This window comes from Streptomyces sp. NBC_00210 (genome assembly GCF_045160975.1).
In the GTDB taxonomy this organism is placed as follows: domain Bacteria; phylum Actinomycetota; class Actinomycetes; order Streptomycetales; family Streptomycetaceae; genus Streptomyces.
Genome location: NZ_CP108120.1, coordinates 4043967 through 4067565 on the forward strand (window position 1 = coordinate 4043967; position 23599 = coordinate 4067565).

Here is a 23599-nt window from a genome sequence, read left to right on the forward strand (position 1 = left end):
TCCCCCCGCCCCCCGCTGTCCTCCTACCGTTGCCGCCCGCCAGGCAGTGCAGGGAGTCCGAGGAGAACCCGTGGAGTGGCTCACCCCCGAGAACGTCATCGCCGTCCTCACCGCCCTCCTCGGTGTGCTGGTCTCAGGCGCGGTGCTCTGGTACGAGCGGCGGGTGCCGCGGCGCAAGCGCATCGGATACCGCGTGCAGTTGGACACCCCGATCGGCAGCAACGCACCGGGCGGCGGCCGGGGGAACGTACGGCTGGGGCTGTTCAACGAGACGCCCGACATGTCCGACGCGACGCTCGTGCTGCTCCGTATCGAGAACGACGGCGCCGTGTCCATCGCGGGCGACGACTACACTGGGCGCGGAGTCCACGGCCTCACCGCTGAGTTCACCGGCCGGACCGTGCGCGCCATCGCGGTCACCCAGCCCGCGGACGCCGACCATCTGATGGAGCACTTCACCGCCGCGGCCGGGCTGCGGCACAGCGACGGCATCATCCATCTGCCGCGCGTACCGCTCAACCGGGGTGTGCACTTCAAGCTGCTCGTTCTGCTGACGGGCGGGGGCGTCGGGAGCCAGGTCACGGTCACGGGCGGTATCCGGGACGGCGAGGTGCGGCCCAACCGCAGTACGACACCGGACGACAAGACCCCGGTCTTCAGCCGGGCCGCCCGCACGATCACCGTCGTACTCACCGCATGTGTCATCGTGCTCGCCTCGATCATCGTCGTACGGGAGGACGCGCCGCCGCCCATGGGCTGTCAGCGGGGCACCCTGACCCTCACCGGATCGACGGCCTTCGCGCCCGTCGTACGGGAGCTGGCGAAGAAGTACGAGAGGGACTGCGAGGGCGCGAGAGTCGTCGTCGACGCGCACGGAAGCACCGCCGGGATAAGGGAGTTGGCGGACAAGGGCGCGAAGGAGGAGAAGGCGCCAGCGCTCGTGGCGCTCTCCGACGGGCCCAAGCCCGGCGGCTATCCGCAGCTGCGCGAGGTCCGCGTCGCGATCTCCCTCTTCACCCTCGTCGTCAACGACAAGGTGCCCGTGCGCAATCTCTCGCTGGCCGACGTCCGCCGGATCTACCAGGGCCAGGTCACCAACTGGAAGCAGCTGAACGGCCCCGACAGGCCCGTCCTCCTGGTCAGCAGAGACGCCAACTCCGGTACCCGCGAGGTCTTCCAGCGCCGGGTGCTGCACCGCAACGAGCCCGCGAACTCCTCGCGCGACTGCGCCAACCGGGACGATCCGCAGGCCCCGGTCGTACGTTGCGAACTCGACAGCACGGAGCAGGTGCTGGCCACGGTGGCGCGGCTGCCCGGGGCCATCGGGTACAGCGAGCTGCGTGCCGGGAGCGGACTGAAGGGCGCGCACCGGCTGAGCATCGACCGGCAGGCACCGAACGTCGACGAGATCGGCAAGAGCAACTACACGTATCCGTATCTGGAGATCGAGTACGCGTACACCTACGGGCAGCCGCCCGCCGACTCACTGGCCTCCAGCTTCCTCGGCTATCTGACCCGCGGCAGCGGGCAGGACGTGATCCGTACGCATGGACATCTGCCGTGCGGGACGCCGAAGGGGCTGCGGATCTGCGGCGAAAACTGACTGCGTAGGCTTCGGCGCATGCAACAGCTCGCGCCCCAGGATCCGCCCTCCATAGGTGAGTACAGTCTGCTCGGCCGCCTTGGTGAGGGCGGGATGGGCCGCGTCTACCTCGCCCGTTCCGCGGGCGGCCGGACGGTCGCCGTCAAGCTCATCAAGGCCGAGCTGGCCGGACAGCCGGAGTTCCGTCACCGGTTCCGGCAGGAGGTGGCCGCCGCGCGCCGGGTCGGCGGGGAGTGGACCGCGCCCGTGCTGGACGCGGACACCGAGGCGGCGGAGCCGTGGGTGGCGACCGGGTACGTCGCCGGGCCCTCGTTGCTGCAGGTCGTGCGGGAGAGGCCGTTGCCTCAGGAGTCGGTGCGGACACTGGCGTACGGTCTGGCCGGCGCGCTGCAGAGCGTGCACGGGGCCGGTCTCGTCCACCGGGACCTGAAGCCGTCCAACGTGCTGGTCACGATCGCCGGTCCTCGGGTCATCGACTTCGGCATTGCCCGCGCGCTGGAGAACGCGTCCGAGGAACTGACCCAAACCGGCGTGGTGGTGGGGTCGCCGGGCTACATGTCGCCCGAGCAGATCCAGGGCGAGCGGGTCGGTCCGGGCGGCGATGTGTTCTCGCTGGGCTCGGTGTTGGCGTACGCGGCGACCGGGCGGTTGCCGTTCGGGCGTTCGGACACGGGGATCCACTCGATCATGTTCCGCATCGTGAGCGCGGAACCCGATCTGAGTGGCGTGGACGGGGAGTTGCGGCAGCTGATCGCGGACTGTCTGGCCAAGGATCCGGCGCAGCGGCCGACGCCGGAGCAGATCGTGGAGCGCACGCGCCCTGCCGATCCGGCCGCACCGTGGCTGCCCGCGGCGCTGATCGCCGAGCTCGGGCAGCACGCGGTGTCGCTGCTGGACGCCGATACGCCGACGAGGGGTGCTGCGCCGAACCCACCGGCGCCGGATGCCGGTCGGGCGGCGTACGGCACCCCTCCGTCGCCGGGCACACCCAGTACACCTGGCACCCCTGGCACCCCTGGCGCCCCGCAGTCGGGTGCCACGCCCCCGTGGGTCCAGACTCCCGGCGCCCCGGCGTACGGCCCCGCGTACGGCGCCCCGGCACCCGCAGCCCCTGGCGTCGCGCCCGGAACCCCCTCGGCCGCCGCCCCTTACGGCTCCTGGGTACAAGGTCACCTCACGGGCGCCGAGGCACCCGACACCACCGGTAGCAGCCCCCAGGCGCGCAAGCGCTCCCGGCGGACCGTGGTGATCGCCGGTGTTGCCGTGGCCGCACTGCTGGGCTCGGCCTTCACCGCCGTCGCGCTGCTGCGCGGGGACGGCGACACGGTGAGCAGCCGGCCGGGGGGCGGCGGGCCGGCCACCGGGGCGCCTGACGCGGCCGGACGGGGCAAGGACAGGGAGTCGCTGTCGTCGTCCGAGCCCGGGAGCGGCACGAGCGCCGATGCGAAGGATCCTGCGTCCAAGGACCCGGCGGGCGAGAAGCCGGGAGAGGCGGGGAAACCCGCCGGACCGGCCGCGCTGCCCGCCGCGTATGCCGGGACCTGGACCGGCAGCGTCTACCGCGACGGCGCGGACACCGGCTCACAGCGCCGGATCACCCTCTCCCCCGGCAAGGTCGGCGACACGGTCGTCGCGAGCCTGAGCGTGGGCGAGAGCTATCTGTGCAAGGGCACCGGCAAGCTGCTTGCGGCAGGCGGTGGTTCGATCCGTATCGACACCGGTGTCACGGCGAGCACGCCCGCCGGGAAGTGTTCCGCCATCGGCGAGCAGACCCTGACAGCGCGCACCGACGGCACTCTCGCGTGGACAGCGAGCGGCGGCCGGACCTCGACGCTGCGCAGGGCGGGCTCCGACCCGATCCCGGACGGTTTCCTGGGCTCCTGGGAGCGGCAGCTGAGCGGCAGCTCGAAGGGTGCGCAGCGGCTGACCGTCTCACAGGGCGCCGTGGGCAGCAGCGTCGTCACCTTCACCACCACGACGGACGGCGGGACCTGTACGTCGGACGCCGCGCTGTTCTCGGCGGGGGACCGCGTCGTGATCGGTCCTTCCCGGGTGCTGAGCGGCGACTGCGCGGCGGCCGGGTCGTCGGTCCTGACGGTCAGCGGCTCCACGCTGACCCGGTCCTTTCTCGACACGGGCGACTCGCCCCGCGAGTACCGGCGTCCGTAGAGACGTTCCAGCAGCAACGTTCTGCAGGAACGCAACTCGCCCCGGCCGGCCCTTCGGCCGACCGGGGCGAGCCACAGGAACCCCTACAGGAACGAGTTGATCTCGATCGTCTCGGTACGACCGGGGCCGACACCGATCGCCGAGATCGGCGCGCCGGACATCTCCTCCAGCGCCTTCACATAGTCCTGCGCGTTCTTCGGCAGGTCCGCGAAGGTCTTCGCCTTGGTGATGTCCTCGGACCAGCCCGGCAGCATCTCGTAGACCGGCTTCGCGTGGTGGAAGTCCGTCTGCGAGTACGGCAGTTCCTCGACCCGCTTGCCGTCGATCTCGTACGCGACGCAGACCGGGATCTGCTCCCAGCCGGTCAGCACGTCCAGCTTGGTGAGGAAGAAGTCGGTCAGGCCGTTGACCCGGGTCGCGTAGCGCGCGATCACCGCGTCGAACCAGCCGCAGCGGCGGTCACGGCCGGTCGTCACACCACGCTCGTGGCCGATGCGGCGCAGCGCCTCACCGTCCTCGTCGAAGAGCTCCGTCGGGAACGGGCCCGCGCCGACGCGCGTCGTGTACGCCTTGAGGATGCCGATGACCCGGCTGATCTTCGTCGGTCCCACGCCCGTGCCCGTGCAGGCGCCGCCCGCGGTCGGGTTCGAGGAGGTGACGAAGGGGTACGTGCCGTGGTCGACGTCGAGGAGCGTGCCCTGGCCGCCCTCGAAGAGGACGACCTTGCCCTCGTCGATCGCGTTGTTCAGGATCAGCGTGGTGTCCGCGACGTACGGCTTGAGCTGCTCCGCGTACTGGAGCATCTCCTCGACGATCTTGGGGGCCTCGATCGCGCGGCGGTTGTAGACCTTGGCGAGGAGCTGGTTCTTGGACTCCAGCGCCGCCTCGACCTTCTGCTCCAGGATCGACTCGTCGTAGAGGTCCTGGACGCGGATGCCGACGCGGTTGATCTTGTCGGCGTACGTCGGGCCGATACCGCGGCCGGTGGTGCCGATCTTCCGCTTGCCGAGGAACCGTTCCGTCACCTTGTCGAGGGTGACGTTGTACGGAGTGATCAGATGCGCGTTACCGCTGATCAGCAGCTTGGACGTGTCGATGCCGCGGTCGTTCAGCCCGCTCAGCTCGGAGAGCAGGACGGCCGGGTCGACGACGACGCCGTTGCCGATGACCGGAGTACATCCCGGCGAGAGGATTCCGGAAGGGAGGAGATGCAGCGCATACTTCTGGTCGCCCACGACGACCGTGTGGCCGGCGTTGTTGCCGCCCTGGTAGCGCACTACATAGTCCACAGATCCACCGAGCAGGTCGGTGGCCTTTCCCTTGCCTTCGTCACCCCACTGAGCACCGAGCAGCACAAGTGCGGGCACAGGCGTACACCCCTTCCGGGCGGGGCAAGACCAAGGTCAGGGGGCCACAGCCTTGCCTGAGTCTTCGGTCCGGTTGCCCCGGAATAGACGAAGCCCCTGGCGCAATAGCGCAAGGGGCTCTTGCACAAAGATGCTACCCGAGGAAGGACCGAGGTGTCGGCTCACGACCAGCTACTGGTGGTCATCGACCCGGTCGCCCGCCGAAATGACGGCGAGTCCGTGCGGATCGCGAAGGATGTGCTGTGTGGCGGGTCGGAGGCGAAAATCTGTCTCCCCGAGGGGCCGGAGGAATTCGCGCGGGCACTGGCCCGCAGGGGGTCACGGCGGCCGGTTGTGGTGGGTGACGACCGGGCGCTGCTGCGGGCGGTGGCGCTGCTGCACCGGGACCGCTGGCTGGGCGACGGGGCGCTGGCGGTGGTGCCGGTGGGCCATTCCGTAGAACTCGCGCATTCGCTCGGCGTGCCGCGCGGGGCGGTGGCTGCGGCGCGGGCGGTGCTGGACGGGGCGGTGCGGCGGCTCGATCTGCTGGTGGACGAGAGCGACGGGGTGGTGCTGGGCGATCTGGCGATCCCGGCGGTGGCGGGGGTGCCCGTCGCGAACGGGGTTTCGGTGTGGCACACCTGCCGCTCGCTGGTCCGCACCCTGGTCCGGCCGGCACCGCCGTCGCCCCCGGTGCGGACGCACCGGCTGCGGGTCGAGGCGGACGGGGTGCTGCTGTCCGACCTGGACTGCGAGGTGACGGGTGTGACGGTGCGGGCGGGACGCTGCGGGCGGGCGGAGGTGACGGTGCGGCCGACGGCGTCGGGGGATCCGGTCACGGCGGAGGCGCTGACGGTGACGGTGTCGGGGCCGGACTTCCGCTATCGGGCGGACGCGACGGTGACGGGGCCGGTGCGGACGCGGACGTGGACGGTGCGGCCGGGGGCGTGGGGGCTGACGTTGCCGGCGTAAGGGCCTGTCTTTCGGATCTTGCCGGGGGGTACGGGGGGACGCGCGGTGACCGGGGCCGCCCGGCGGTCCCGGGGCCGCGCGGTGACCGGGGCCGCGCGGTGACCGGGGTCGCCCTCAATCTCCCCCAGACTTCGTCCCGGGGGGACCCCCGGGACGGGCTTGATCAGCGCGCAGCGCGGTGCTCGCGCCAGCGGTCCATCATGCCTTCCAGTTCTCCCTGCAGAAACGCGAAGAACTCCGCCGTCTCCGCCACCCGCACACCCGCCGCCGTCTGAGGGCCCAGCGTCTCCGCGCCGTCGCGCATCGCCTTCTCCCAGCGCGTCAGCAGCTGGTCGCGGCGCGTGAACGTCTCGTACCAGAGCTCGTTGTGCAGGACGTACCGGTCACGGCGCGAGCCCGGGTCGCGTTCACGCGAGACCATGCCGACCTGTTCGGGATGGTGGCCGCGCTGTACACGGTGGCGTCGGTGCTTCGGCTGCACGGCGAGGAGACCTCCCAGCGCGCGGAGCCGATCCTGGCGAACGCGGTCGGGCGACTGCGGTGGGCCGCGGGACATCTGCTGATCGCCTTCGGGGGCGCGGCACTGATCATGGTTGTCAGCGGGCTCGGCCTGTGGATCTCGTACGGAAGGGACCTCGGCCCGATCCTGGACGCGTCGCTGGTCCAGCTCCCGGCGATCTGGACACTTGGCGGCCTGGCCGTCCTGCTGTACGGGGCGTTCCCGAAGGCGGCGGTGGCGGCGTGGGGTGTGGCGGCCTGTCCCTGGCTCTGGGCTGGATCGGCCCGGCGCTGAACCTGCCGCAGTCGCTGATGAACCTGTCGCCCTTCGGTCACCTGCCGAAGCTCCCGTGCCCGGAGATGACGTACACACCGGTGCTGGTGCTGACGGGGCTCGTGGTGGTGCTGGCGGGGGTGGGGCTGGGGAGCCTGCGCCGACGGAACATGAGCGCCTGATCGTTGCCCGCCTCGCCGGGGCCCCGCCGCGAACTTCCTCAGACCTCGACCCGGAGCCCCTCCAACCCCCGGATCACAAAGTTCGGCTTGCGCTCCGGCTCCGCGGCCAGGCGGAGATCCGGCGCCTGGTCCAGCAACGCGCCCAGGGACGCGGACAGTTCGAGGCGGGCCAGTGGGGCGCCGATGCAGTAGTGGATGCCCGCGCTGAACGAGATGTGCGGGTTGTCCGCACGGGCCAGGTCCAGGGTGTCCGGATCGGTGAAGACGTCCCCGTCGCGGTTGGCCGAGCCGAAGAGCAGCGCCACCTCGGAGCCGCGCGGGATCGTCGTGCCGTCGATCTCTATGTCGTCGAGGACCCAGCGCTCGAAGAGCTGGAGCGGGGTGTCGTACCGCATCAGCTCCTCCACGGCTGTGGACAACAGCGAGCGGTCTCCACGCAGGGCCGCCAGCTGGTCGGGATGGCGGAAGAGCGCCCACCAGCCGTTGACGGTGGCGTTCACCGTCGCCTCGTGGCCCGCGTTCAGGAGCAGTACGCAGGTGGAGATCATCTCTTGTTCGTCGAGCCGGTCGCCTTCGTCGTACGCGGCGATCAGGCCGGAGATCAGATCGTCACCCGGCTCCTTGCGGCGGGCCGCGATCAACTCCCGCAGATACGCGGAGAATTCGAGCGAAGCGCGGACCGCCTTGTCTGCCGTCTCCTGCGACGGGCTCAGCTCGTACATCCCGCAGATGTCCGCCGACCACGGCCGCAGCTGTCCCCGGTCGCTCTCCGGGATGCCCAGCATCTCCGCGATCACGGCGACCGGCAGCGGCTCGGCGACCGCGGTCAGCAGATCGCCGCCGCCGTCCGCGACCAGCGCGCCCACCAGTTCGGACGCCAGACCGTGGACGTACGGGCGCAGTCGCTCGACCGTGCGCGGCGTGAACGCCTTCGAGACCAGGCGCCGGATACGGGTGTGGTCCGGCGGCTCCAGGTCCAGCATCCCGTGGTCGTTGAGCGTGTGGAACGGCTCGTGCGCGGCGGGGGGCGGCGTACGCCCGAACTCCTCGTGCGTGAAGCGGTGCAGATACGTACGGCCGAGCCGCCGGTCCCGCAGCAGCGCGGAGACATCGGCGTGCCGGGGCACGAGCCACTGCCGCGTCGGCTCGAAGTAGTGGACACGTCCGCGGGCACGGAGCTGGGCGTAGACGAGGTAGGGGTCGGCGACGAAGTCGGGGGACCAGGGGTCGAAGAGTTCGGCGGCCATGGGCTGACGCTACCGGGCGGGGTGAGGTTTCCCCAGCCCCGCCCCTACCCGAACTGGGGGCAGGCCCCCAGACCCCTGGCGCGCGGCGCGACCTCGGGGGCTTCGCCCCCGAACCCCCGAACCCCCGAACGCGACCTTCGGCCGCGTGAGGCGTGGGGCTAGCCCGGTGTCACCAAGCGGGCCTCGTACGCGAACACCGCCGCCTGCGTCCTGTCCCGCAGCCCCAGCTTCACCAGCACCCTGCTCACATGCGTCTTGATCGTCGACTCCGCGACCACCAGATGCGAGGCGATCTCCGCGTTCGACAGACCCTGAGCGATCAGCACCAGGACCTCCGTCTCGCGCTCCGTCAGGTCCCCGATCTGGGCCATCGCCGGCGGGCGCGGGGTATGCGAGAGCTTGGAGAACTCCGTGATCAGCCGACGTGTCACGGTCGGCGCGAGCAGGGCCTCGCCCGCCGCCACCACCCGTACGCCGTCCGCGAGCTGGCGCGCCGACGCGTCCTTCAGCAGGAAGCCGGACGCCCCCGCGCGCAGCGCCTGGTACACGTACTCGTCGAGATCGAAGGTGGTCAGCACCAGCACCTTGGAGTCGCTGTGCGCGGCGACGATCTCGCGGGTCGCCTCGATGCCGTTCAGTTCCGGCATACGGATGTCCATCAGGACCACGTCGGGCGCGAGTTCGGCAACCTTGGTGACCGCCTCGCGGCCGTTCACCGCCTCGCCGATGACCTCGATGTCGGGCATGGCGTTCAGCAGGACCGAGAAGCCCTCGCGGACCATCATCTGGTCGTCGACGATGAGGACGCGGATCGTCATGATGTCTCCTCGGATGCGGTCTCGGTCGCGGCGACAGGAATGAAGGCGGTCACCTCGTAGCCCCCGTCGCTCGTGAGCTCAGCGGTCATCTCGCCGTTGAGCATCGTCACACGCTCGCGCATGCCCGTGATGCCGTGCCCGGCGCCCGGCGAGGGCTTGACCAGACCCTGCGGCGCGGTGTTCACGATCCGCAGGCCGATGCCCCCGAGGACGTACGAGATCTCGACCTTCGCGGTCGATCCCGGCGCATGGCGCAGCGCGTTGCTCAGCGCCTCCTGGATGATCCGGTACGCCGAGAGCTCGACGCCCTGCGGCAGCGGCCGTACCGCTCCGGTGATCGTCTTGTCCGCTTCAAGGCCTGCCTCGCGGACATTGCCGAGCAGATTGTCGAGGTCGCCGAGCACCGGCTGCGGGGCGTCGGGTGCCTGGTAGTTCTCGGCCCGTACGACGCCGAGGATGCGGCGCAGCTCGGTCAGCGCCGCCACCGCGTTCTCGCGGATCGTGGCGAAGGCCTTCTCCAGCTCGGGCGGCGGATTCTCCACCCGGTACGGCGCGGCCTCAGCCTGGATCGCGACCACCGACATGTGGTGGGCCACCACGTCGTGCAGCTCACGGGCGATGGTGGTGCGCTCCTCGAGGAGGGTGCGGCGGTCGCGCTCGACGGCCGTGACGGTCTGCTGCGCCGCCACCTCCTGCTTCGCCTCGCGGCGGACGTGCCGAACGGTCACCACCAGCAGCACGAGTGCGGAGACGAAGAGCATCTGCGGGGTGTCGTTGCCGTAGCCCCCGGAGAGGACGACGTCGGCGAATACTCCGTACCCGGCGGTGAGGACCCACATCCAGGCGGCGGTCCGCGGCCGGGTCCGCATCGCGACCACGGTCATCACCGTCAGATGCGAGACGAAGGCGCTGGGCGTCCACGGCCAGCCGTCCCAGGAGTCGGCCCCAATCCCGACGACGGGTGTGCTGGCCAGCGACAGCCACCAGGCGCCGACCGGCCTGAGCAGCGTCATCAGCACGGCGGCGGCGGGGATGAACCCGGTCAGGACGAGGCCGAGCAAGGCGCCCCCGCTGCCCCCGGAGACACCCGCCATGAAGAGCACGAGCAGCGCCACGCCCGCCACCACGGCGTGCGGAGTCCACTGCGCGTAGTCGCGTATCCGGCCCGGGAGCCGGCGGGCGCGCGGGCCGTCCCTCCGCCTGGGCGGCAGCGGCCGGTAGGCGAAGGCGTCCTGGAACAGGTCCTGGCGGAGGCCGCTCAGCGCGCCCATGGTCAGGCGGTACTCGGGGCTGCGGGTCTTCTCGGTCACGTACAGAAAGGTATGCGGAAGGACGGACGCGGTCGTCAGCATCGCTGCGGATTCTGCCGCGTCCGTCCTGAGTACTACCTGGTAGGACCGCTCTGACTAGGAACGGAACGCGTCCGTGCGCCCGCTCGCCCACTGCGCGAAGGTTGAGATTCGTCATGGGAAGAACGCGAGGTGGTCTTGCGGTCGGCTTCTGTCCGCATGAGGTCGGCGTCACGTCCCCGGCAGCACGGGCTACCAAGCCAGTTGGGCGATCTCCTCGGCGACGACGGCGCAGGCGTCCGCCGCCGGGTCGATGAGCGGGAAGTGCCCGACGTCCTCCAGGAGGGTCAGCCCGACGGTCTCGCCCGCCTTGGCCGCGGCGTCGACGTACGACTCGGCGACGGCGTACGGCACGGTGATGTCGGCGCGGCCCTGCACGACGACGGTGGCGATGCCGGTCGGCAGCAGCGCGGCCGGATCGACATACGGGCCGCGCGCCTCGAACTCGGCCTGTCCGCCGAGGAGTTGGATGACCGCGCCCGCGCAGACGTCGAGCTCGACGGCCTGCGCGAAGTCGGCGATCGGGGCAAGCGCGACGACCCCGCGCAGCGCGGGCGGCGCGGGGAGCCGCCAGAGCGAACCGACGGGCAGCACATGCCGCGCGGCGGCCCAGAGCGCGAGCTGACCGCCGGCGGAGTGCCCGGTCACGACGATCCGCCGGACGTCCGCCTGGGGCAGCGCCTTCCGGGCGAGAGCGGGCAGCGCGTCCATCGCGGCGGCGACGTCGTCGAAGGTCTCCGGCCACCGCCCGGCGACGGGACCGCTCCCGCGCTGCTGCGGAATCTCGCTCCCCCGCCGGTACTCCACATTGGCGACGGCGAGCCCGCGGCGGGCCAGAAAATCGGCGAAGGGGGTGACATGCTGCCGGTCGTACGCCGCCCGCCAGGCCCCGCCGTGCAGAAGCACGACGAGCGGCACACTGGCCTGCCCCTCACGGGGCGCGTAGAAGTCGACGACCTGGTCGGGATGGTCCCCGTACGGGACGGAAACGTCCGGCGCGACGGCGGGATGCGAGAAGGCCGACTCGGCCTCGGCGGCGTCACGGGCGACGGGGTCCGGCATTACGGCTCCAACCTTCCGACGTAGTGGCGGAATTGACCTGACCAGCGGGGACGGTATCAGTCCTGCGCCGCGATCATGGGCCGCGAGGGCGGGTGGCCCGGCCAGGGGGTGTTCCCCCTCCCCGCCCTCCCCCGGAGCTTCGCCTGGGGGAGGGCGGGGAGGGGAAAGGCCACCAGGCTCAGGCCAGCACCTCCGCCAGCGTCGCCGCCGCCCGCTCCGTGTCCCCGAAGCCCACATACAACGGCGTGAACCCGAACCGCAGTACATCCGGCCGCCGCAAGTCCCCCACCACTCCCCGCGCGATCAGCTTCTCCATCACGGCGGGCGCATCCGCGCACCGCAGTGCGACCTGGCTGCCGCGCGCGCCGTGGTCCGCCGGGGTCAGCGAGGTGACCGCGCCCCCCGGCACATACGCCTCGACGCACTCCAGGAAGAAGTCCGTCAGCGCCAGGCTCTTCGCCCGTACGGCGTCGATCGAGACCCCGTCCCACACATCCAGCGCCGCCTCCAGCGCCAGCATGGACAGGATGTCGGGCGTTCCCACCCGCCCCCGGACCGCGCCCGCCGCCGCCTCGAACCCGGCGGACATCGCGAACGGGTCCGTGTGCGAGTTCCAGCCCGGCAGCGGGGAGTCGAAGGCCGCCTGATGGCGCTCGGCGACGTACAGATACGCCGGTGAACCCGGGCCGCCGTTCAGGTACTTGTAGGTGCAGCCGACCGCCAGGTCCACGCCGTGCGCGTCCAGGCCGACCGGCAGCGCGCCCGCGCTGTGGCACAGGTCCCAGACCGCCAGCGCGCCCGCCTCGTGGATCGCCGCTGTCAGCGACGGCAGATCGTGGAGGCGGCCCGTGCGGTAGTCGACATGGTTGACCAGCGCGAGCGCCGTGCGCGGGCCGAGCGCCGCCGGGAGGTCCGCGGGCGCGACCGGGACCAGGCGCTTGCCCGTCATCCGGGCCGCCGACTGGGCGATATAGCCGTCTGTCGGGAACGTCGTCGCATCGACGACGATGTCCGTACGGGAGTCGTCCCCGCCGAGCCGCACCGCACCCACAACCGCCTTGAAAACATTGACGCTTGTGGAGTCACCGACCACGACCTGGCCGGGCGCCGCACCGACCAGCGGCGCAATCCGGTCACCGATCCGCTCGGGCGCCGTCCACCACCCGCTCTCGTCCCACGAGCGGATCCGCAGCTCACCCCACTGCCGGGTCACCACATCCGCGACCCGCGCGGGCACATGCGCGGGCAGCGCGCCCAGCGAGTTCCCGTCCAGATACACGGCCTCGTCGAGCGCGAAAAGCTTGCGCGCCCCGGCCAGTTCATCGGCGGCGTCCAGCGCCGCGGCCCTCTGGGCGAAGGACTCAGACATGGCTGCGCGCCGTCCACAGCTCGGGGAACACGTTCTTGCGGGCCCGCTTCTCCAGCCAGGCCACCCCCGCCGAGCCGCCCGTCCCCGCCTTCGAGCCCATCGCCCGCCGCGTCGCGACCAGATGGTCGTTGCGCCAGCGCCACACCAGCTCGCCGACATCCGTCAACGCCTCGCCGAGACGCACCAGTTCGGTGTCCTGGTCCGCGCCGCCGTACACCGCGGCCCAGACCTCCTCGACCTCCGCCGACGGCTCGTACTTCTGGGACAGGTCACGATCGAGGACCGAGGCCGGCACGGACAGCCCGCGCCGCGCGAGCAGCCGCAGCACCTCGTCGTACAGGCTCGGCGCCTGCAGCGCCTTCTCCAGCTCCGCGTGGACGCGCGGCGCCCCCCGGTGCGGCACCAGCATCGACGCCGACTTCTCACCGAGCAGGAACTCCATCCGCCGGTACATCGCGGACTGGAAGCCGGATCCCTCGCCCAGGGCACTGCGGTACGCATTGAACTGCGCGGGCGTCAGATGCGCCAGCGGCTTCCAGGAGGCGTTGAGCGATTCGAGCTCGTACGTGCTGCGCTTCAGCGCGGCCAGGGCGACGGGCAGATTGTCCTCGCGCAGTGCGGCGGCGGCCGTCTCCCACTCGTGGACGATGACGGTGAACCACAGCTCCATCACCTGGGTGGTGACCAGGAAGACCATCTCGCCCGGGTCGTCCGAGAGAGGGTGCTGGAGGTGGGTGAGGACGTCCGCCTGGACATAGTCCTCGTAGGGAGTGGTGCCCGCGAAATCGAGATTCGGGGTCGCGTCATGTGACATCGCTGTCTCCTCGACGTGTCCGGGTAGCGGTCCGCCCCTTCCTGTTGGCTCGGGAGCCCCGGTCCCCACCGGCATCATAAGCCGCCTGCTCTTTCGCCGGTCAGAGCGTCGGGCCTGTGATGTACGTCCCGTCCTCGGCGTACGGCCAGGCATTGGAACGGCAGCCGTCGAGCCCCTTGATCTGCTGCATCATCACCGGCGCGGGCTTGCCGACGCCGCCGCAGCCCAGGTGGCGGCGGATGCCGATCTCGTGTCCGACCTCGTGGTTGATGATCAGATGCCGGTACTCGGCGGGCGCTCCGGCGAACGTCGGCGAGCCCAGCATCCAGCGCCGCAGATTCACGACGACACCGTCGGTGGTCTCGCAGTTCAGCTCGCCGTGGGTGTCAAATCCCTGCTCGCGACAGAGCCGGTCCGCGGTGGCCGGGGTGGCGATCCTGATCACGAAGTCGGCGGCGGCGTCCGCGGCGACGAGCTGGAAGGAGCCGCGGCCGTGCGCGGCCCAGCCGCGCGGGTGGGCGAGGATCTGCTGGATCTCGGCGGCGGCGTCCTTCGCGGAGATGTCGATGCCGTTCTCGACCTGTACGCGGTAGCGGCGCAGGGTGCCCGAGCCGGACGTCCGGCCGGCGTCCTGGGCCGTGGCGAAGGTGCCGTTGCCGGAGGCGGGAACCTTGGTGGGCGGCTTGCGCTTCGGCGGTGTCTTTTTGGACGGCTCGGTGGTCGGATCCGTACGACTGCGGGAGGGCGCCGATGCGGTGTCGCGCGGCTCGGGGGTCACGGCCGCCGCCAAGGGCGGCCGGACGGGGCCCTCGGCCGCCTCCGGGGCGGGCTTCGTGCTGCCGTGCCAGTGTGCGAGGGCCGCGCCGCCGCCGAGGGACAGGGCGGCGAGGGCAACGCCGGGCAGGAGTATCCGGGTCAGTGGAGGGCGACGGGGCGCCCGTTTTCGACGGCTGCGACTGCCCAAGCCAAACGCCCCCTGTGTACATCGCCAGTGTGAGCCGGAGCGCCGAAAAGCCCGCACCCCCTGTACAGACGGGGGATACGGGCCTTCGGTTCTGTTTTCGGCGCGGGGGCGTCAGCTCAGCGTGTCGGCCGCGGTCTGCGAGGAGTCGCGCAGGAACGTCGTGCAGCGCTCGTACTCCGCCTGCTCACCGATCGCCTGCGCGGCGCGGGCCAGCGCGTGCAGCGCACGCAGGAAGCCGCGGTTCGGCTCGTGCTCCCACGGCACCGGGCCATGGCCCTTCCAGCCGCTGCGGCGAAGCGAGTCGAGGCCCCGGTGGTAGCCGGTGCGGGCGTAGGCGTACGACTCCACGACGCGGCCGGCCTCGAAGGCGTCGTCGGCGAGCTGAGCCCAGGCCAGCGAGGAGGTCGGGTACTTGGCCGCGACCTCGGCGGGGGCCGTCCCGGCGGCGAGAAGCTCGCGCGGCTCGGGTTCGTCGGGCAGGTGGGTCGGGGGCGGTCCCCCCAGGAGATTTTCATGGATTGCCATGGGTTCCAGTGTCCCAGGTCCATGGGAAATCCGTGCCGCCGCGCCTCACCAGCGCCGCCGGCGATTGCGGGCGCTGGGGGTCCCGCCGGCCCGCAGGGCGTGGCCCCCGGGTCCGGGGGCCGAGGTCTGTGGCGGAGCCCCGGCTACCCATCGGGCGTGGGCGCCGCGGGCCTGGGCCGCAGCCCCGGTTCGGCTACCGACGACGCCGGCTCCAGCGGTGGCGCCGAAACCGCGCAGCTCATCCTGCACTCCGGATGGCACCGCCCCACCCCCGGCCTCCGCACCGTCAGCCACGCGATCACCGACCCCAACACCAGCACGCCCGCACACATCGGCATCGCCCGCCGGAACGTCTCCTCGAACTCCGTCGCCGAGCGGTACGCCTCCGGGCCCATCCCCGCCAGCAGCGGCAGCGCGGCCACCGCGAGCAGACCGGCCGCGCGGGCGGCCGCGTTGTTGATGCCGCTCGCAAGCCCCGCCCGCCCGACATCCACGGAGGCCAGCACCGTCGCGGTCAGCGGCGCCACCAGCGTCACCATGCCCATGCCCATGACCAGCAGCGCGGGCAGCACATCGGACAGATACGAGGCGTTCTCGTCCACGCGCAGCATCAGCAGCATCCCGCCCGCGCACAGCAGCGGGCCCACGGTGAGCGGTATGCGCGGGCCGATCCGCTGTGCCAATTCGCCCGATCGCGCGGACAGGAGCAGCATCAGCACGGTGGTGGGCAGCAGCGCGGTCCCGGCGCCGAGTGCCGAGTAGCCGACCACGACCTGGAGTTGCAGGGCGGTCAGGAAGAAGAACCCGGCGAAGGCCGCGTACACGCACAGCGTCACGATATTGACCGCGGTGAACTGCCGTGAGCGGAAGATCGACGGCGGCAGCATCGGATCCGGCCGCCGCCGCTCGACGAGCACGAAGGCCGCCCCGACGACGACGCCCGCCACGCCCGCCCACACCTGCGGCGCGATGAGCGCGTACGTCACCAGCGCCAGCGCCACCGCGCCGAGCGCCGCCCCCAGCACATCGAACCGGCCGTGGTGCTCCGGGTCGCGCGACTCCGGCACATGTCGGAGAGCGACCGGCACACACAGCGCGGCCAGCGGCACATTGAGCAGGAACACCCAGCGCCAGCCGGGGCCGTCGACGAGCCAGCCGCCCACGAACGGGCCGATCGCCGCCCCGACGCCGCCGAGCCCCGACCACAGCCCGACCGCGCGGGCCCGGTCGTCGGGGTGGAAGCTCGCCTGGATCAGGGCCAGCGACCCCGGGGTGAGCAGCGCACCGCCGATGCCCTGCAGGGCACGCGCGCCCACCAGGACCAGGTCATTGGGGGCGAGACCGCACAGCAGCGAGCCCACCGCGAACCACACCACACCGAGCACGAAGATCTTCCGCCGCCCATAGCGGTCACCGAGCGCCCCGCCCAGCAGGATCAACGAGGCCAGGGTGAGCATGTAGGCATTGACGGTCCACTGCAGGACCGCCAGGTCGCTGTTGAGGTCGCGCCCGATGCGGGGCAGTGCAACATTGACGACGGTCGAGTCCAGCAGCGCCATGCTGGACCCGAGCACGGTCGTCAGAATCACCCAGCGGCCGGTGGCGGTGGACAGCCTGATGCGGCCCGGAAGGTTCTCCCCCGGAACCTTCTCCCCCGAGCTCATCTCCCCCGAGCTCATCTGCTCCGGGCTCATCCCCGCCGGGCTCATCCCCGCCGGGCTCATCTGCTCCGAGCGCTTCTCTCCCGGACCTGTCTCCCCGGGCCTCTCGTCCATACCCCGGATCATCCCCGCGTCGGGCGCCTCAGGCCAGCCGGCGGAGGGCACGGATCAGGGCGTCCACACCCTGCTCCGCCTTGGCCCGGGGACAGCCGACGTTGAACCGTACGAAACCGTCGCAGCCGTACGTCGTGCCCGGCATGATCGCGACCCTCTCCCGCTCGATCAGCTCCCGTTGCAGGTCCGCGTCGTCGACGCCGAGCGGCCGCAGATCGATCCAGGCGAGATAGCCGGCCTGGGGCGGCCGCCAGCCGAGCTCCGGAAACGCGGACCCGAGCCGTTCCGCGACCATCCGCAGATTCCCCGCCACATACGCGCCGAGCGCGTCCAGCCAGGGCCCGCCCTCGCGGTACGCCGCTATGTGCGCGGTCAGCGACAGCACGGCGGGCGAGGCGAGCCCCTCGCCCGTCTGCATCCGGCGCAGAAACTCCGCATGGTCGTCGGGGTCGCCGATGATCCCGTACGAACCGCTCAGCGCGGGGAAGTTGAAGGCCTTGGTGGCGGAGGTGATCAGCGCCCAGCGGCCGGTCCCGAACCGCGTCCACGGCAGATGGCGCTGCCCGTCCGATACAAAATCGGGGTGCACGAAGTCGGCGTGTATCTCGTCGCTGACGACCGCGACGCCGTGCGCGGCCGCCAGCCCGGCCGTCTGAGCCAGCTCGGCCTCGGTCCACACCCGGCCGGTGGGATTGTGGGGCGAGCAGAGGACCAGCACCTTGCTGTCGGGGCGGGCGAGCTGCCGCTCCAGAGCGGCCATGTCGCCGACCGGAACCCCGCGCAGCTCCCGCCCGAGGCCGGATATCGCCTTGAGGAAGCCGTCGTACGTCGGGGTGTGGACGACCACGCCGTCGCCCGGCTCGGTCCACATCCGCAGCAGCTGGGAGAGCTGATTGAGGACGGAGGGCCCGTAGACGATGCGCCCGGTGTCGATCTCGGTGCCGTACCGGCTCGAGTACCAGTCGCCCACCGCGGACAGAAAGTCGTCGTGCCGCCAGTCGGTGTAGCCGAAGACTCCGTGCGCGATACGCCGCTGAAGCGCCTCCAGCACCTCTGGCGGGGAGGTGAAGTCCATGTCGGAGATGGTGAAGGGCAGCAGCCCTTCGGCACCGAAACGGGCCGCGACGCCGTCCCACTGGATGCACCATGTGCCGCGGCGGTCGACGGGAGTGTCGAAGTCATAGCTCACGTTGAAGTCCTTCCCGGGGCATGCCGCGGGCCCGGCACCCCCGCGAAGGGGTGCCGGGCCCGTCGAGCGAAACGGCGCTTACTTGAGCTTGGTGCCGGTGGAGCGCAGCGCGGCACAGGCCTCGGCGACGCGCTTGGCCATGCCGGCCTCGGCCGCCTTGCCCCAGGTACGCGGGTCGTAGGTCTTCTTGGAGCCGACCTCGCCGTCGACCTTCAGGACGCCGTCGTAGTTCTTGAACATGTGGTCCGCGACGGGGCGCGTGAAGGCGTACTGGGTGTCGGTGTCGAGGTTCATCTTCACGACGCCGTTCTCCAGGGCGGTCGCGATCTCCTCGGCCGTGGAGCCGGAGCCGCCGTGGAAGACGAAGTCGAAGGGGTTCGACGTGCCGTACTTCTCACCGACGCCCTGCTGCAGGTCCTTCAGCAGCTCGGGGCGGAGTACGACATTGCCCGGCTTGTAGACGCCGTGGACGTTGCCGAAGGAGGCGGCCAGCAGGTAACGGCCCTTCTCGCCCAGGCCGAGCGCCTCGGCGGTGCGCAGCGCGTCCTCGACGGTGGTGTACAGCTCGTCGTTGATCTCGTGGGTGACGCCGTCCTCCTCGCCACCGGTCGGGGTGATCTCGACCTCGAGGATGATCTTGGCGGCGGCGGCCTGCGCCAGCAGCTCCTGGGCGACAGCCAGGTTGTCGGCGAGCGTCTCGGCCGAGCCGTCCCACATGTGGGACTGGAACAGCGGGTTCTGGCCGCCTGCGACACGCTCGGCGGAGATGGCGAGCAGCGGGCGGACATAGCCGTCCAGCTTGTCCTTGGGGCAGTGGTCGGTGTGCAGCGCGACGGTGACGTCGTACTTGGCGGCGACGATGTGCGCGAACTCGGCGAGGGCGACGGCGCCGGTGACCATGTCCTTGTTGTGCTGGCCACCCAGGAACTCGGCACCGCCGGTCGAAATCTGGATGATGCCGTCGCTCTCGGCCTCCGCGAAGCCGCGCAGCGCAGCGTGCAGGGTCTGGGACGAGGTCACATTGATGGCCGGGTAGGCGAACTTGCCTGCCTTCGCCCGGTCGAGCATCTCGTTGTAGACCTCGGGAGTCGCGATGGGCATGTGTCCGCTCCTTGTGATGTGCGGGTATGTGGTGCTTAGGCCCTGACCTGGGGGCGACGTCATCGTCGGCGCCTATCTTTCCAGACTCTTGGCTCGGCTCCACCAGGCGTGCTGCCCGGACATGCGCGAGGCCCTGGCTGTTTCACGTGAAACAGCCAAGGCCTCGCTATCGCCGCAGGTCAGAGCATGATCAGGCGAGCTCGAGCTCTTCCAGGGAGTATGCGTAGAGGTACGGAACGCCTGCCGTGGAGCTGATCTTCTCGCCCGCGCCGGTCGCCCGGTCGACGATCGTGGCGACCGCGACGACCTCGCCGCCGGCCTCGCGGACGGCCTCGACGGCGGTCAGCGGGGAACCGCCGGTGGTGGAGGTGTCCTCGACGACCAGGCAGCGGCGGCCCTTGATCTCGGGGCCCTCGACGCGACGCTGCATGCCGTGCGCCTTGGCGGCCTTGCGAACGACGAAGGCGTCGATGCGCTTTCCGCGGGCGGCGCAGGCGTGCAGGATCGCGGTCGCCACCGGGTCGGCGCCGAGGGTCAGCCCGCCGACGCAGTCGAAGTCCAGCTCCGCGGTCAGGTCGGACATCACCTGACCGACCAGCGGGGCGGCGGCGCCGTCCAGCGTGATCCGGCGCAGGTCCACGTAGTAGTCGGCCTCAAGACCCGAGGAGAGGGTCACCTTGCCGTGCACCACGGCCTTGTCCTTGATCTGCTGGAGCAGCTCAGCACGTACGTCAGTCATGCTCGCCAGCTTAAAGGCGGCGCCAGCTCCAGGTTGTCGCGATCTCCAGGGGTTCGATCGGGGTGACGAGCTGGGGGTGGGTGTTGAGGCCGTTCGGCGGGCCGGACTGCGGTTCGACGCAGACAGCCTCAGCCTGCTCGTCGTAGATCACGACCCATTCGGCGCGGCTGGTGACGGTGAGCTCCAGCTGCTGCGGCCAGGTGAGGGTGACCTTGACGCCGTCGGGCATCCCGAAGCAGTCGTCCCAGGGGCCGGGGCGGGGCGCGATGCGCCGTCCGGTGGGCAGGTGGTCGGCTCCGCGCTCCTCCTGCCACTCGGCCGTGAAGTCGAGGCGCGCGTCTTCGCCGCCGAGGTTGCGGCGGAACCAGGGGTGCCAGCCGGCCTGCGCCGGGAAGGACGTGTCATACGTCTCGATGCCCATGGTGAGGGTGAGCGCGTCCTCGGCGAGATCGAGGGTCTGAGTGACACGGCCGGTGTACGGCCACGGCTCGGCGAGGTCGTAGGTGAAGGCGGCCTCGCTCTTGGTGGTGCGGGCGGTGCGCCAGGCGGTGTCGCGTCCGGTGCCGTGGATGGCGTGGGGCGGGGAGTTGAGCGGCAGTCGGTGAGGTACGTCGCCGTTGTGGAACAGGCCGCCTGCGACGCGGCCGCACCAGGGGACCATGGGGAAGGAGCCGTACCGCTCGCCCTGGCGGAGCACTTCGGTGCCGCCGATGGTCAGGCTTGCGACACGGCAGCCGTTGTGGGGGTGGACGGTCAACTCGACGTCTCCGGCGGCCAGCCGGATGCTCTCTTCGCTGCTACTCACACAACGACAGTACTGGCGGCGGCTACTTACGGCGGCGCAGCACGCGTCCGACGACCACGGCGGATGCGAGCGCGAGAGCGGCGGCAGGTGCGATCCAGCGCAGGGTGGCACTGGCGGACCCGGCGTCGGGCGCGGGCACGGGCGCGTAACGCCCGCGCGGCGGCGCGTGATCGACTTCCTCGGCACTGCGCCCGATCATGGTCCGCCGCGCGTGGGCGGCTTCGGCGGGCGGCTCGTCCCCGCCGAACTCGGCGTCGGCCAGCGGATCCAACGAGGGCGCGGGCACGGGCGCGTCAAACACGGACCCGGCCGGCTCGCTGTCACCCGGACCCTCGGCGTCGTCGGCGATGGGCTGCGTCGCGCCTGCGTCGTCGTCCGCCGCGTCAGGACGCTCGGCGGCGCCCGCGTCCGGGCCCTTGGGAGCCTCGGCCGCGCTTCCACCGGCGTCGCCGGAGTCCACCCCGCCTGGGCGCTCAACGTCGTCGCCTTCAGCCGCATCACGGCCCGCGGCGCTGCCCGCGGCGCCGGGCGCATTGCCTCCCGCAGTCGCGGGCGCACCCGCGTCGCCGGACGTATCGGCGGCGTCCGCCCCTTCGCGGGACGAGGCGTCGCCAGAGGCAACGGCGTCGTCCACGCCGTCCGTACCCTTCGCGTCGCCGGACGCGACGGCGTCCCCGGCCCCGGGCTGTACCTCGCCCGCGTCGTCAGACGCCCCCGCAGTCGAGGACAGGCTCTCCGCCGCGCGGTCCAGGAGTCTGCGGGCAGCGGATTGGGCCGTTGACGGCTCCAGCTCCGACAGCCGGCCCTCCGAGCGTGCCGTTCCCGTGAAGGTCAGCGTCGTGCCGCCTTCCGACGGCTTCAGGCCGATCGTCAGCGTCACCTTCGCCGAGCCCGAGCCGCGTGCCTCCACGCCCTCGCCCTCCGCCGCGAAGGCCTCGCCCTGTTCCACGATGCGCAAGGTGCCGCGGTAGGTGATCGTGTGGCCGCCGATCCGGAGCTTCAGGCGGCCCGAGAGCGGGCCCGCCGACGCGTCCGCGTCCTGTTGGAGACCGGGCACACAGCGCGCGACCCGCGCAGGGTCCCTCAGGGCCTGTCGGACGGTCTCTGCCGCAACCGGAACGAACACCTCATGCTCCATGGGAGCCGAGCCTACTCAGGCAGGACGCCCACGTCTGCGTTTCAGTCGGTGTAGCGCGGGTGCACCAGAGTCGACGCCGGCAGGTCCACCCATCGCGTGCGCTCCGCGCCCCACGACGCCTCCGCCAGCACCGCCGCGTCCAGCGTCCGCAGCGGGGGCGCGTCGGGCGCGAGCGCAAGGTCCGGCAGCCGGCCCGGCGCGGCGAGCAGGAATCCCCAGTCGTCCGGCGCGGACGCCGTGCCGGTGGAGCGGTCCGGGCCCGCAGGCCCGGCCAGGCGGCCGGTGGCGCGGTACGGACGGGTGCCGAACCCCGCCGCTCGCAGCGTCGCGTCGACCGTCCAGTACGTCAGCGGCCGCGAGGCCAGCGGCCCCGCGTGCACGGCCAGGCGCCCGCCGTCCGCGAGGACCCGCGCGGCGAGTCCGTAGAACTCCTGCGAGTACAGCTTTGTGCTCGGTGTGATGCCCGGATCCGGCAGATCCGAGATCACCACGTCGTACGTCCCTCTGGGCACCCGCAGCCATGTGAAAGCGTCCGCCGTGACCACCCGCACCCGCCGGTCTCGATACGCATACCCGTTCAGCTCGGCGAGCGCCGGATCCGTCCGGGCCAGCCGCACGACCCCCGGATCCAGCTCGACGACGGTCACCGACACGACGTCCGGATAGCGCAGCACCTCCCGCGCCGCCAGCCCGTCGCCCCCGCCCAGGATCAGCACCCGCGCATGCCGCCCCCGCATCGCCGGGTGGACCAGCGCCTCGTGGTAGCGGTACTCGTCGCGCCCGCTGACCCGCAGCCGCCCGTCCAGGAACAGGTCCAGCGGCCCCGACCGCCCACCGGTGAGGACGACTTCCTGGACACCGGTGTGTACGGCGACCCGCACGTGGTCCCCGTACACCGCCGTGCGCGCCGCACGCTCGAAGTCGTCGACCAGCACGGCCGCGGTCGCCAGCACCGCGAGCACCGTGACATTGGCGACCAGCAGCCCCGCGCGCCAACGCCCTGTCAGATCCCGCCGGAACAGCCACAGCACGAGCGAGCCGCCCGCCGCCGCATTGACGGCGCCCGTCAGCAGCGCGCCCGTCAACTGCCCCAGCCACGGCAGCAGCAGGAATGGAAAGGCGAGCCCGCCCACCAGCGCGCCCACATAGTCCGCGGCGAACAGATCCGCGACCGTCCCTTCCGCGTCGCGCCGCGAGATGCGCTGGATCAGCGACATCAGCAGTGGGATCTCCGCGCCGATCAGCACCCCGATCGCGAGAGAGAAGCCCACCAGCACGAACCGGGATTCGCCGATCCAGGCGAACGCCGCGTACAGCACGAGCGCCGAGCAGCCGCCGACCAGGGCAAGTGCCGTCTCCAGCAGGCCGAATCCGACCGCGGGCCGGCAGCGCAGCCGCTTCGCGAGGAGCGAGCCGATGCCCATCGCAAAGACCATCACGGACAGCACGACGGACGCCTGCGTGACGGAGTCGCCGATCAAGTACGAGGCGAGGGCGACCAGTTCGAGTTCGTACACCAATCCGCAGGCGGCGCAGACGAAGACCGCTGTCAGCACCAGATACCGGCCGGCGTCGGGGCGCACGGGCAGCCGCACCACGTACGGAGGCGGTGAAGTCTGCTGCCGATCGATCATGTTCGTAACGCTACGTCAGGGTTTGC

Annotated in this window: 19 protein-coding genes and 2 pseudogenes; 4 read left to right on the top strand and 17 right to left on the bottom strand. The window is 71.4% G+C overall.

All coding sequences use genetic code 11. The annotated features are described in order from the left end of the window. Positions 1–70 precede the first annotated feature (70 nt). Both OG729_RS18320 and OG729_RS18325 read left to right on the top strand, forming a co-directional pair. Positions 71–1603 (top strand): substrate-binding domain-containing protein, encoded by a 1533-nt coding sequence (locus OG729_RS18320; protein WP_405807114.1) that lies wholly within the window; start codon positions 71–73, stop codon positions 1601–1603. An 18-nt stretch (positions 1604–1621) separates the two neighbouring features. Beyond that, on the top strand, positions 1622–3772 hold the full coding sequence (locus OG729_RS18325; RefSeq protein WP_405807115.1) for a serine/threonine-protein kinase: 2151 nt from the start codon (positions 1622–1624) through the stop codon (positions 3770–3772). A gap of 83 nt (positions 3773–3855) precedes the next feature. On the opposite strand, the gene OG729_RS18330 is transcribed toward OG729_RS18325, so the two are convergent. Next, the gene (locus OG729_RS18330; protein ID WP_360884396.1) at positions 3856–5139 is read right to left on the bottom strand and encodes an adenylosuccinate synthase; all 1284 of its coding nucleotides are present in this window, start codon (positions 5137–5139) and stop codon (positions 3856–3858) included. 153 nt (positions 5140–5292) lie between these two features. Here OG729_RS18330 and OG729_RS18335 point away from each other — a divergent pair, with 153 nt between their 5' ends. Next, positions 5293–6090, top strand: coding sequence for a diacylglycerol kinase (locus OG729_RS18335; protein WP_360884399.1), 798 nt, complete (start codon positions 5293–5295; stop codon positions 6088–6090). A 163-nt stretch (positions 6091–6253) separates the two neighbouring features. Here OG729_RS18335 and OG729_RS18340 read toward each other — a convergent pair. Beyond that, positions 6254–6520 (bottom strand): annotated as a pseudogene (locus OG729_RS18340) (MarR family transcriptional regulator); the annotation flags it as partial. Here OG729_RS18340 and OG729_RS18345 point away from each other — a divergent pair. Beyond that, positions 6494–7044, top strand: a pseudogene (locus tag OG729_RS18345) (ABC transporter permease); the annotation flags it as partial. The pseudogenes OG729_RS18340 and OG729_RS18345 overlap by 27 nt on opposite strands. A 38-nt stretch (positions 7045–7082) precedes the next feature. Here OG729_RS18345 and OG729_RS18350 read toward each other — a convergent pair. The 15 genes from OG729_RS18350 to OG729_RS18420 all read right to left on the bottom strand — a co-directional run bounded on the left by OG729_RS18350 (position 7083) and on the right by OG729_RS18420 (position 23573). Then, entirely contained in the window at positions 7083–8291 is a 1209-nt protein-coding gene (locus OG729_RS18350) for a cytochrome P450 (RefSeq protein WP_405807117.1), read from the bottom strand. A 158-nt stretch (positions 8292–8449) separates the two neighbouring features. After that, entirely contained in the window at positions 8450–9109 is a 660-nt protein-coding gene (locus OG729_RS18355; RefSeq protein ID WP_360884404.1) for a response regulator transcription factor, read from the bottom strand. Then, entirely contained in the window at positions 9106–10461 is a 1356-nt protein-coding gene (locus tag OG729_RS18360) for a sensor histidine kinase (RefSeq protein WP_405807119.1), read from the bottom strand. Before OG729_RS18360 ends, OG729_RS18355 begins: the two co-directional genes overlap by 4 nt. 189 nt (positions 10462–10650) lie before the next feature. Continuing rightward, positions 10651–11520: an alpha/beta hydrolase family protein gene (locus tag OG729_RS18365; RefSeq protein WP_405807120.1), complete on the bottom strand. Its 870-nt coding sequence runs from the start codon at positions 11518–11520 to the stop codon at positions 10651–10653. Positions 11521–11698: 178 nt separating this feature from the next. Beyond that, positions 11699–12889, bottom strand: a complete 1191-nt coding sequence (kynU, locus tag OG729_RS18370; RefSeq protein ID WP_360884411.1) for a kynureninase — start codon at positions 12887–12889, stop codon at positions 11699–11701. Beyond that, positions 12882–13703 carry a tryptophan 2,3-dioxygenase family protein gene (locus tag OG729_RS18375; protein WP_360884414.1) on the bottom strand — a complete coding sequence of 274 codons (822 nt, stop codon included), beginning with the start codon at positions 13701–13703 and terminating at the stop codon, positions 12882–12884. The genes kynU and OG729_RS18375 overlap by 8 nt, the downstream gene beginning before the upstream one ends. 100 nt (positions 13704–13803) lie before the next feature. Then, entirely contained in the window at positions 13804–14667 is an 864-nt protein-coding gene (locus OG729_RS18380) for a DUF3152 domain-containing protein (RefSeq protein WP_405807122.1), read from the bottom strand. 111 nt (positions 14668–14778) lie between these two features. Next, positions 14779–15192: a DUF3151 domain-containing protein gene (locus tag OG729_RS18385; protein ID WP_360884420.1), complete on the bottom strand. Its 414-nt coding sequence runs from the start codon at positions 15190–15192 to the stop codon at positions 14779–14781. Positions 15193–15335: 143 nt separating this feature from the next. Beyond that, positions 15336–16856 (bottom strand): MFS transporter, encoded by a 1521-nt coding sequence (locus OG729_RS18390; protein ID WP_405811178.1) that lies wholly within the window; start codon positions 16854–16856, stop codon positions 15336–15338. A gap of 139 nt (positions 16857–16995) precedes the next feature. After that, positions 16996–18156 carry a MalY/PatB family protein gene (locus OG729_RS18395; protein WP_405807124.1) on the bottom strand — a complete coding sequence of 387 codons (1161 nt, stop codon included), beginning with the start codon at positions 18154–18156 and terminating at the stop codon, positions 16996–16998. Between the two features lie 78 nt (positions 18157–18234). After that, positions 18235–19257: a class II fructose-bisphosphate aldolase gene (gene fbaA, locus OG729_RS18400; RefSeq protein WP_360884426.1), complete on the bottom strand. Its 1023-nt coding sequence runs from the start codon at positions 19255–19257 to the stop codon at positions 18235–18237. A 190-nt stretch (positions 19258–19447) separates the two neighbouring features. Continuing rightward, on the bottom strand, positions 19448–19996 hold the full coding sequence (gene pyrE / locus OG729_RS18405; protein WP_360884429.1) for an orotate phosphoribosyltransferase: 549 nt from the start codon (positions 19994–19996) through the stop codon (positions 19448–19450). Between the two features lie 10 nt (positions 19997–20006). After that, entirely contained in the window at positions 20007–20801 is a 795-nt protein-coding gene (locus OG729_RS18410; protein WP_405807125.1) for an aldose 1-epimerase, read from the bottom strand. Positions 20802–20823: 22 nt separating this feature from the next. Continuing rightward, positions 20824–21939, bottom strand: coding sequence for an SRPBCC domain-containing protein (locus tag OG729_RS18415; RefSeq protein ID WP_405807126.1), 1116 nt, complete (start codon positions 21937–21939; stop codon positions 20824–20826). A gap of 41 nt (positions 21940–21980) precedes the next feature. After that, positions 21981–23573, bottom strand: coding sequence for a polyamine aminopropyltransferase (locus OG729_RS18420; RefSeq protein WP_360884437.1), 1593 nt, complete (start codon positions 23571–23573; stop codon positions 21981–21983). Between the last annotated feature and the right edge of the window lie 26 nt (positions 23574–23599).

Coding starts and splice junctions, on each gene's coding strand:
- OG729_RS18325 (WP_405807115.1), top strand. CDS start 1,622: ATGCAACAGCTCGCGCCCCAGGATCCGCCCTCCATAGGTGAGTACAGT.
- OG729_RS18350 (WP_405807117.1), bottom strand. CDS start 8,291: ATGGCCGCCGAACTCTTCGACCCCTGGTCCCCCGACTTCGTCGCCGAC.
- OG729_RS18355 (WP_360884404.1), bottom strand. CDS start 9,109: ATGACGATCCGCGTCCTCATCGTCGACGACCAGATGATGGTCCGCGAG.
- OG729_RS18360 (WP_405807119.1), bottom strand. CDS start 10,461: ATGCTGACGACCGCGTCCGTCCTTCCGCATACCTTTCTGTACGTGACC.
- OG729_RS18365 (WP_405807120.1), bottom strand. CDS start 11,520: ATGCCGGACCCCGTCGCCCGTGACGCCGCCGAGGCCGAGTCGGCCTTC.
- kynU (WP_360884411.1), bottom strand. CDS start 12,889: ATGTCTGAGTCCTTCGCCCAGAGGGCCGCGGCGCTGGACGCCGCCGAT.
- OG729_RS18375 (WP_360884414.1), bottom strand. CDS start 13,703: ATGTCACATGACGCGACCCCGAATCTCGATTTCGCGGGCACCACTCCC.
- OG729_RS18385 (WP_360884420.1), bottom strand. CDS start 15,192: ATGGCAATCCATGAAAATCTCCTGGGGGGACCGCCCCCGACCCACCTG.
- OG729_RS18390 (WP_405811178.1), bottom strand. CDS start 16,856: ATGAGCTCGGGGGAGAAGGTTCCGGGGGAGAACCTTCCGGGCCGCATC.
- fbaA (WP_360884426.1), bottom strand. CDS start 19,257: ATGCCCATCGCGACTCCCGAGGTCTACAACGAGATGCTCGACCGGGCG.
- pyrE (WP_360884429.1), bottom strand. CDS start 19,996: ATGACTGACGTACGTGCTGAGCTGCTCCAGCAGATCAAGGACAAGGCC.
- OG729_RS18415 (WP_405807126.1), bottom strand. CDS start 21,939: ATGGAGCATGAGGTGTTCGTTCCGGTTGCGGCAGAGACCGTCCGACAG.
- OG729_RS18420 (WP_360884437.1), bottom strand. CDS start 23,573: ATGATCGATCGGCAGCAGACTTCACCGCCTCCGTACGTGGTGCGGCTG.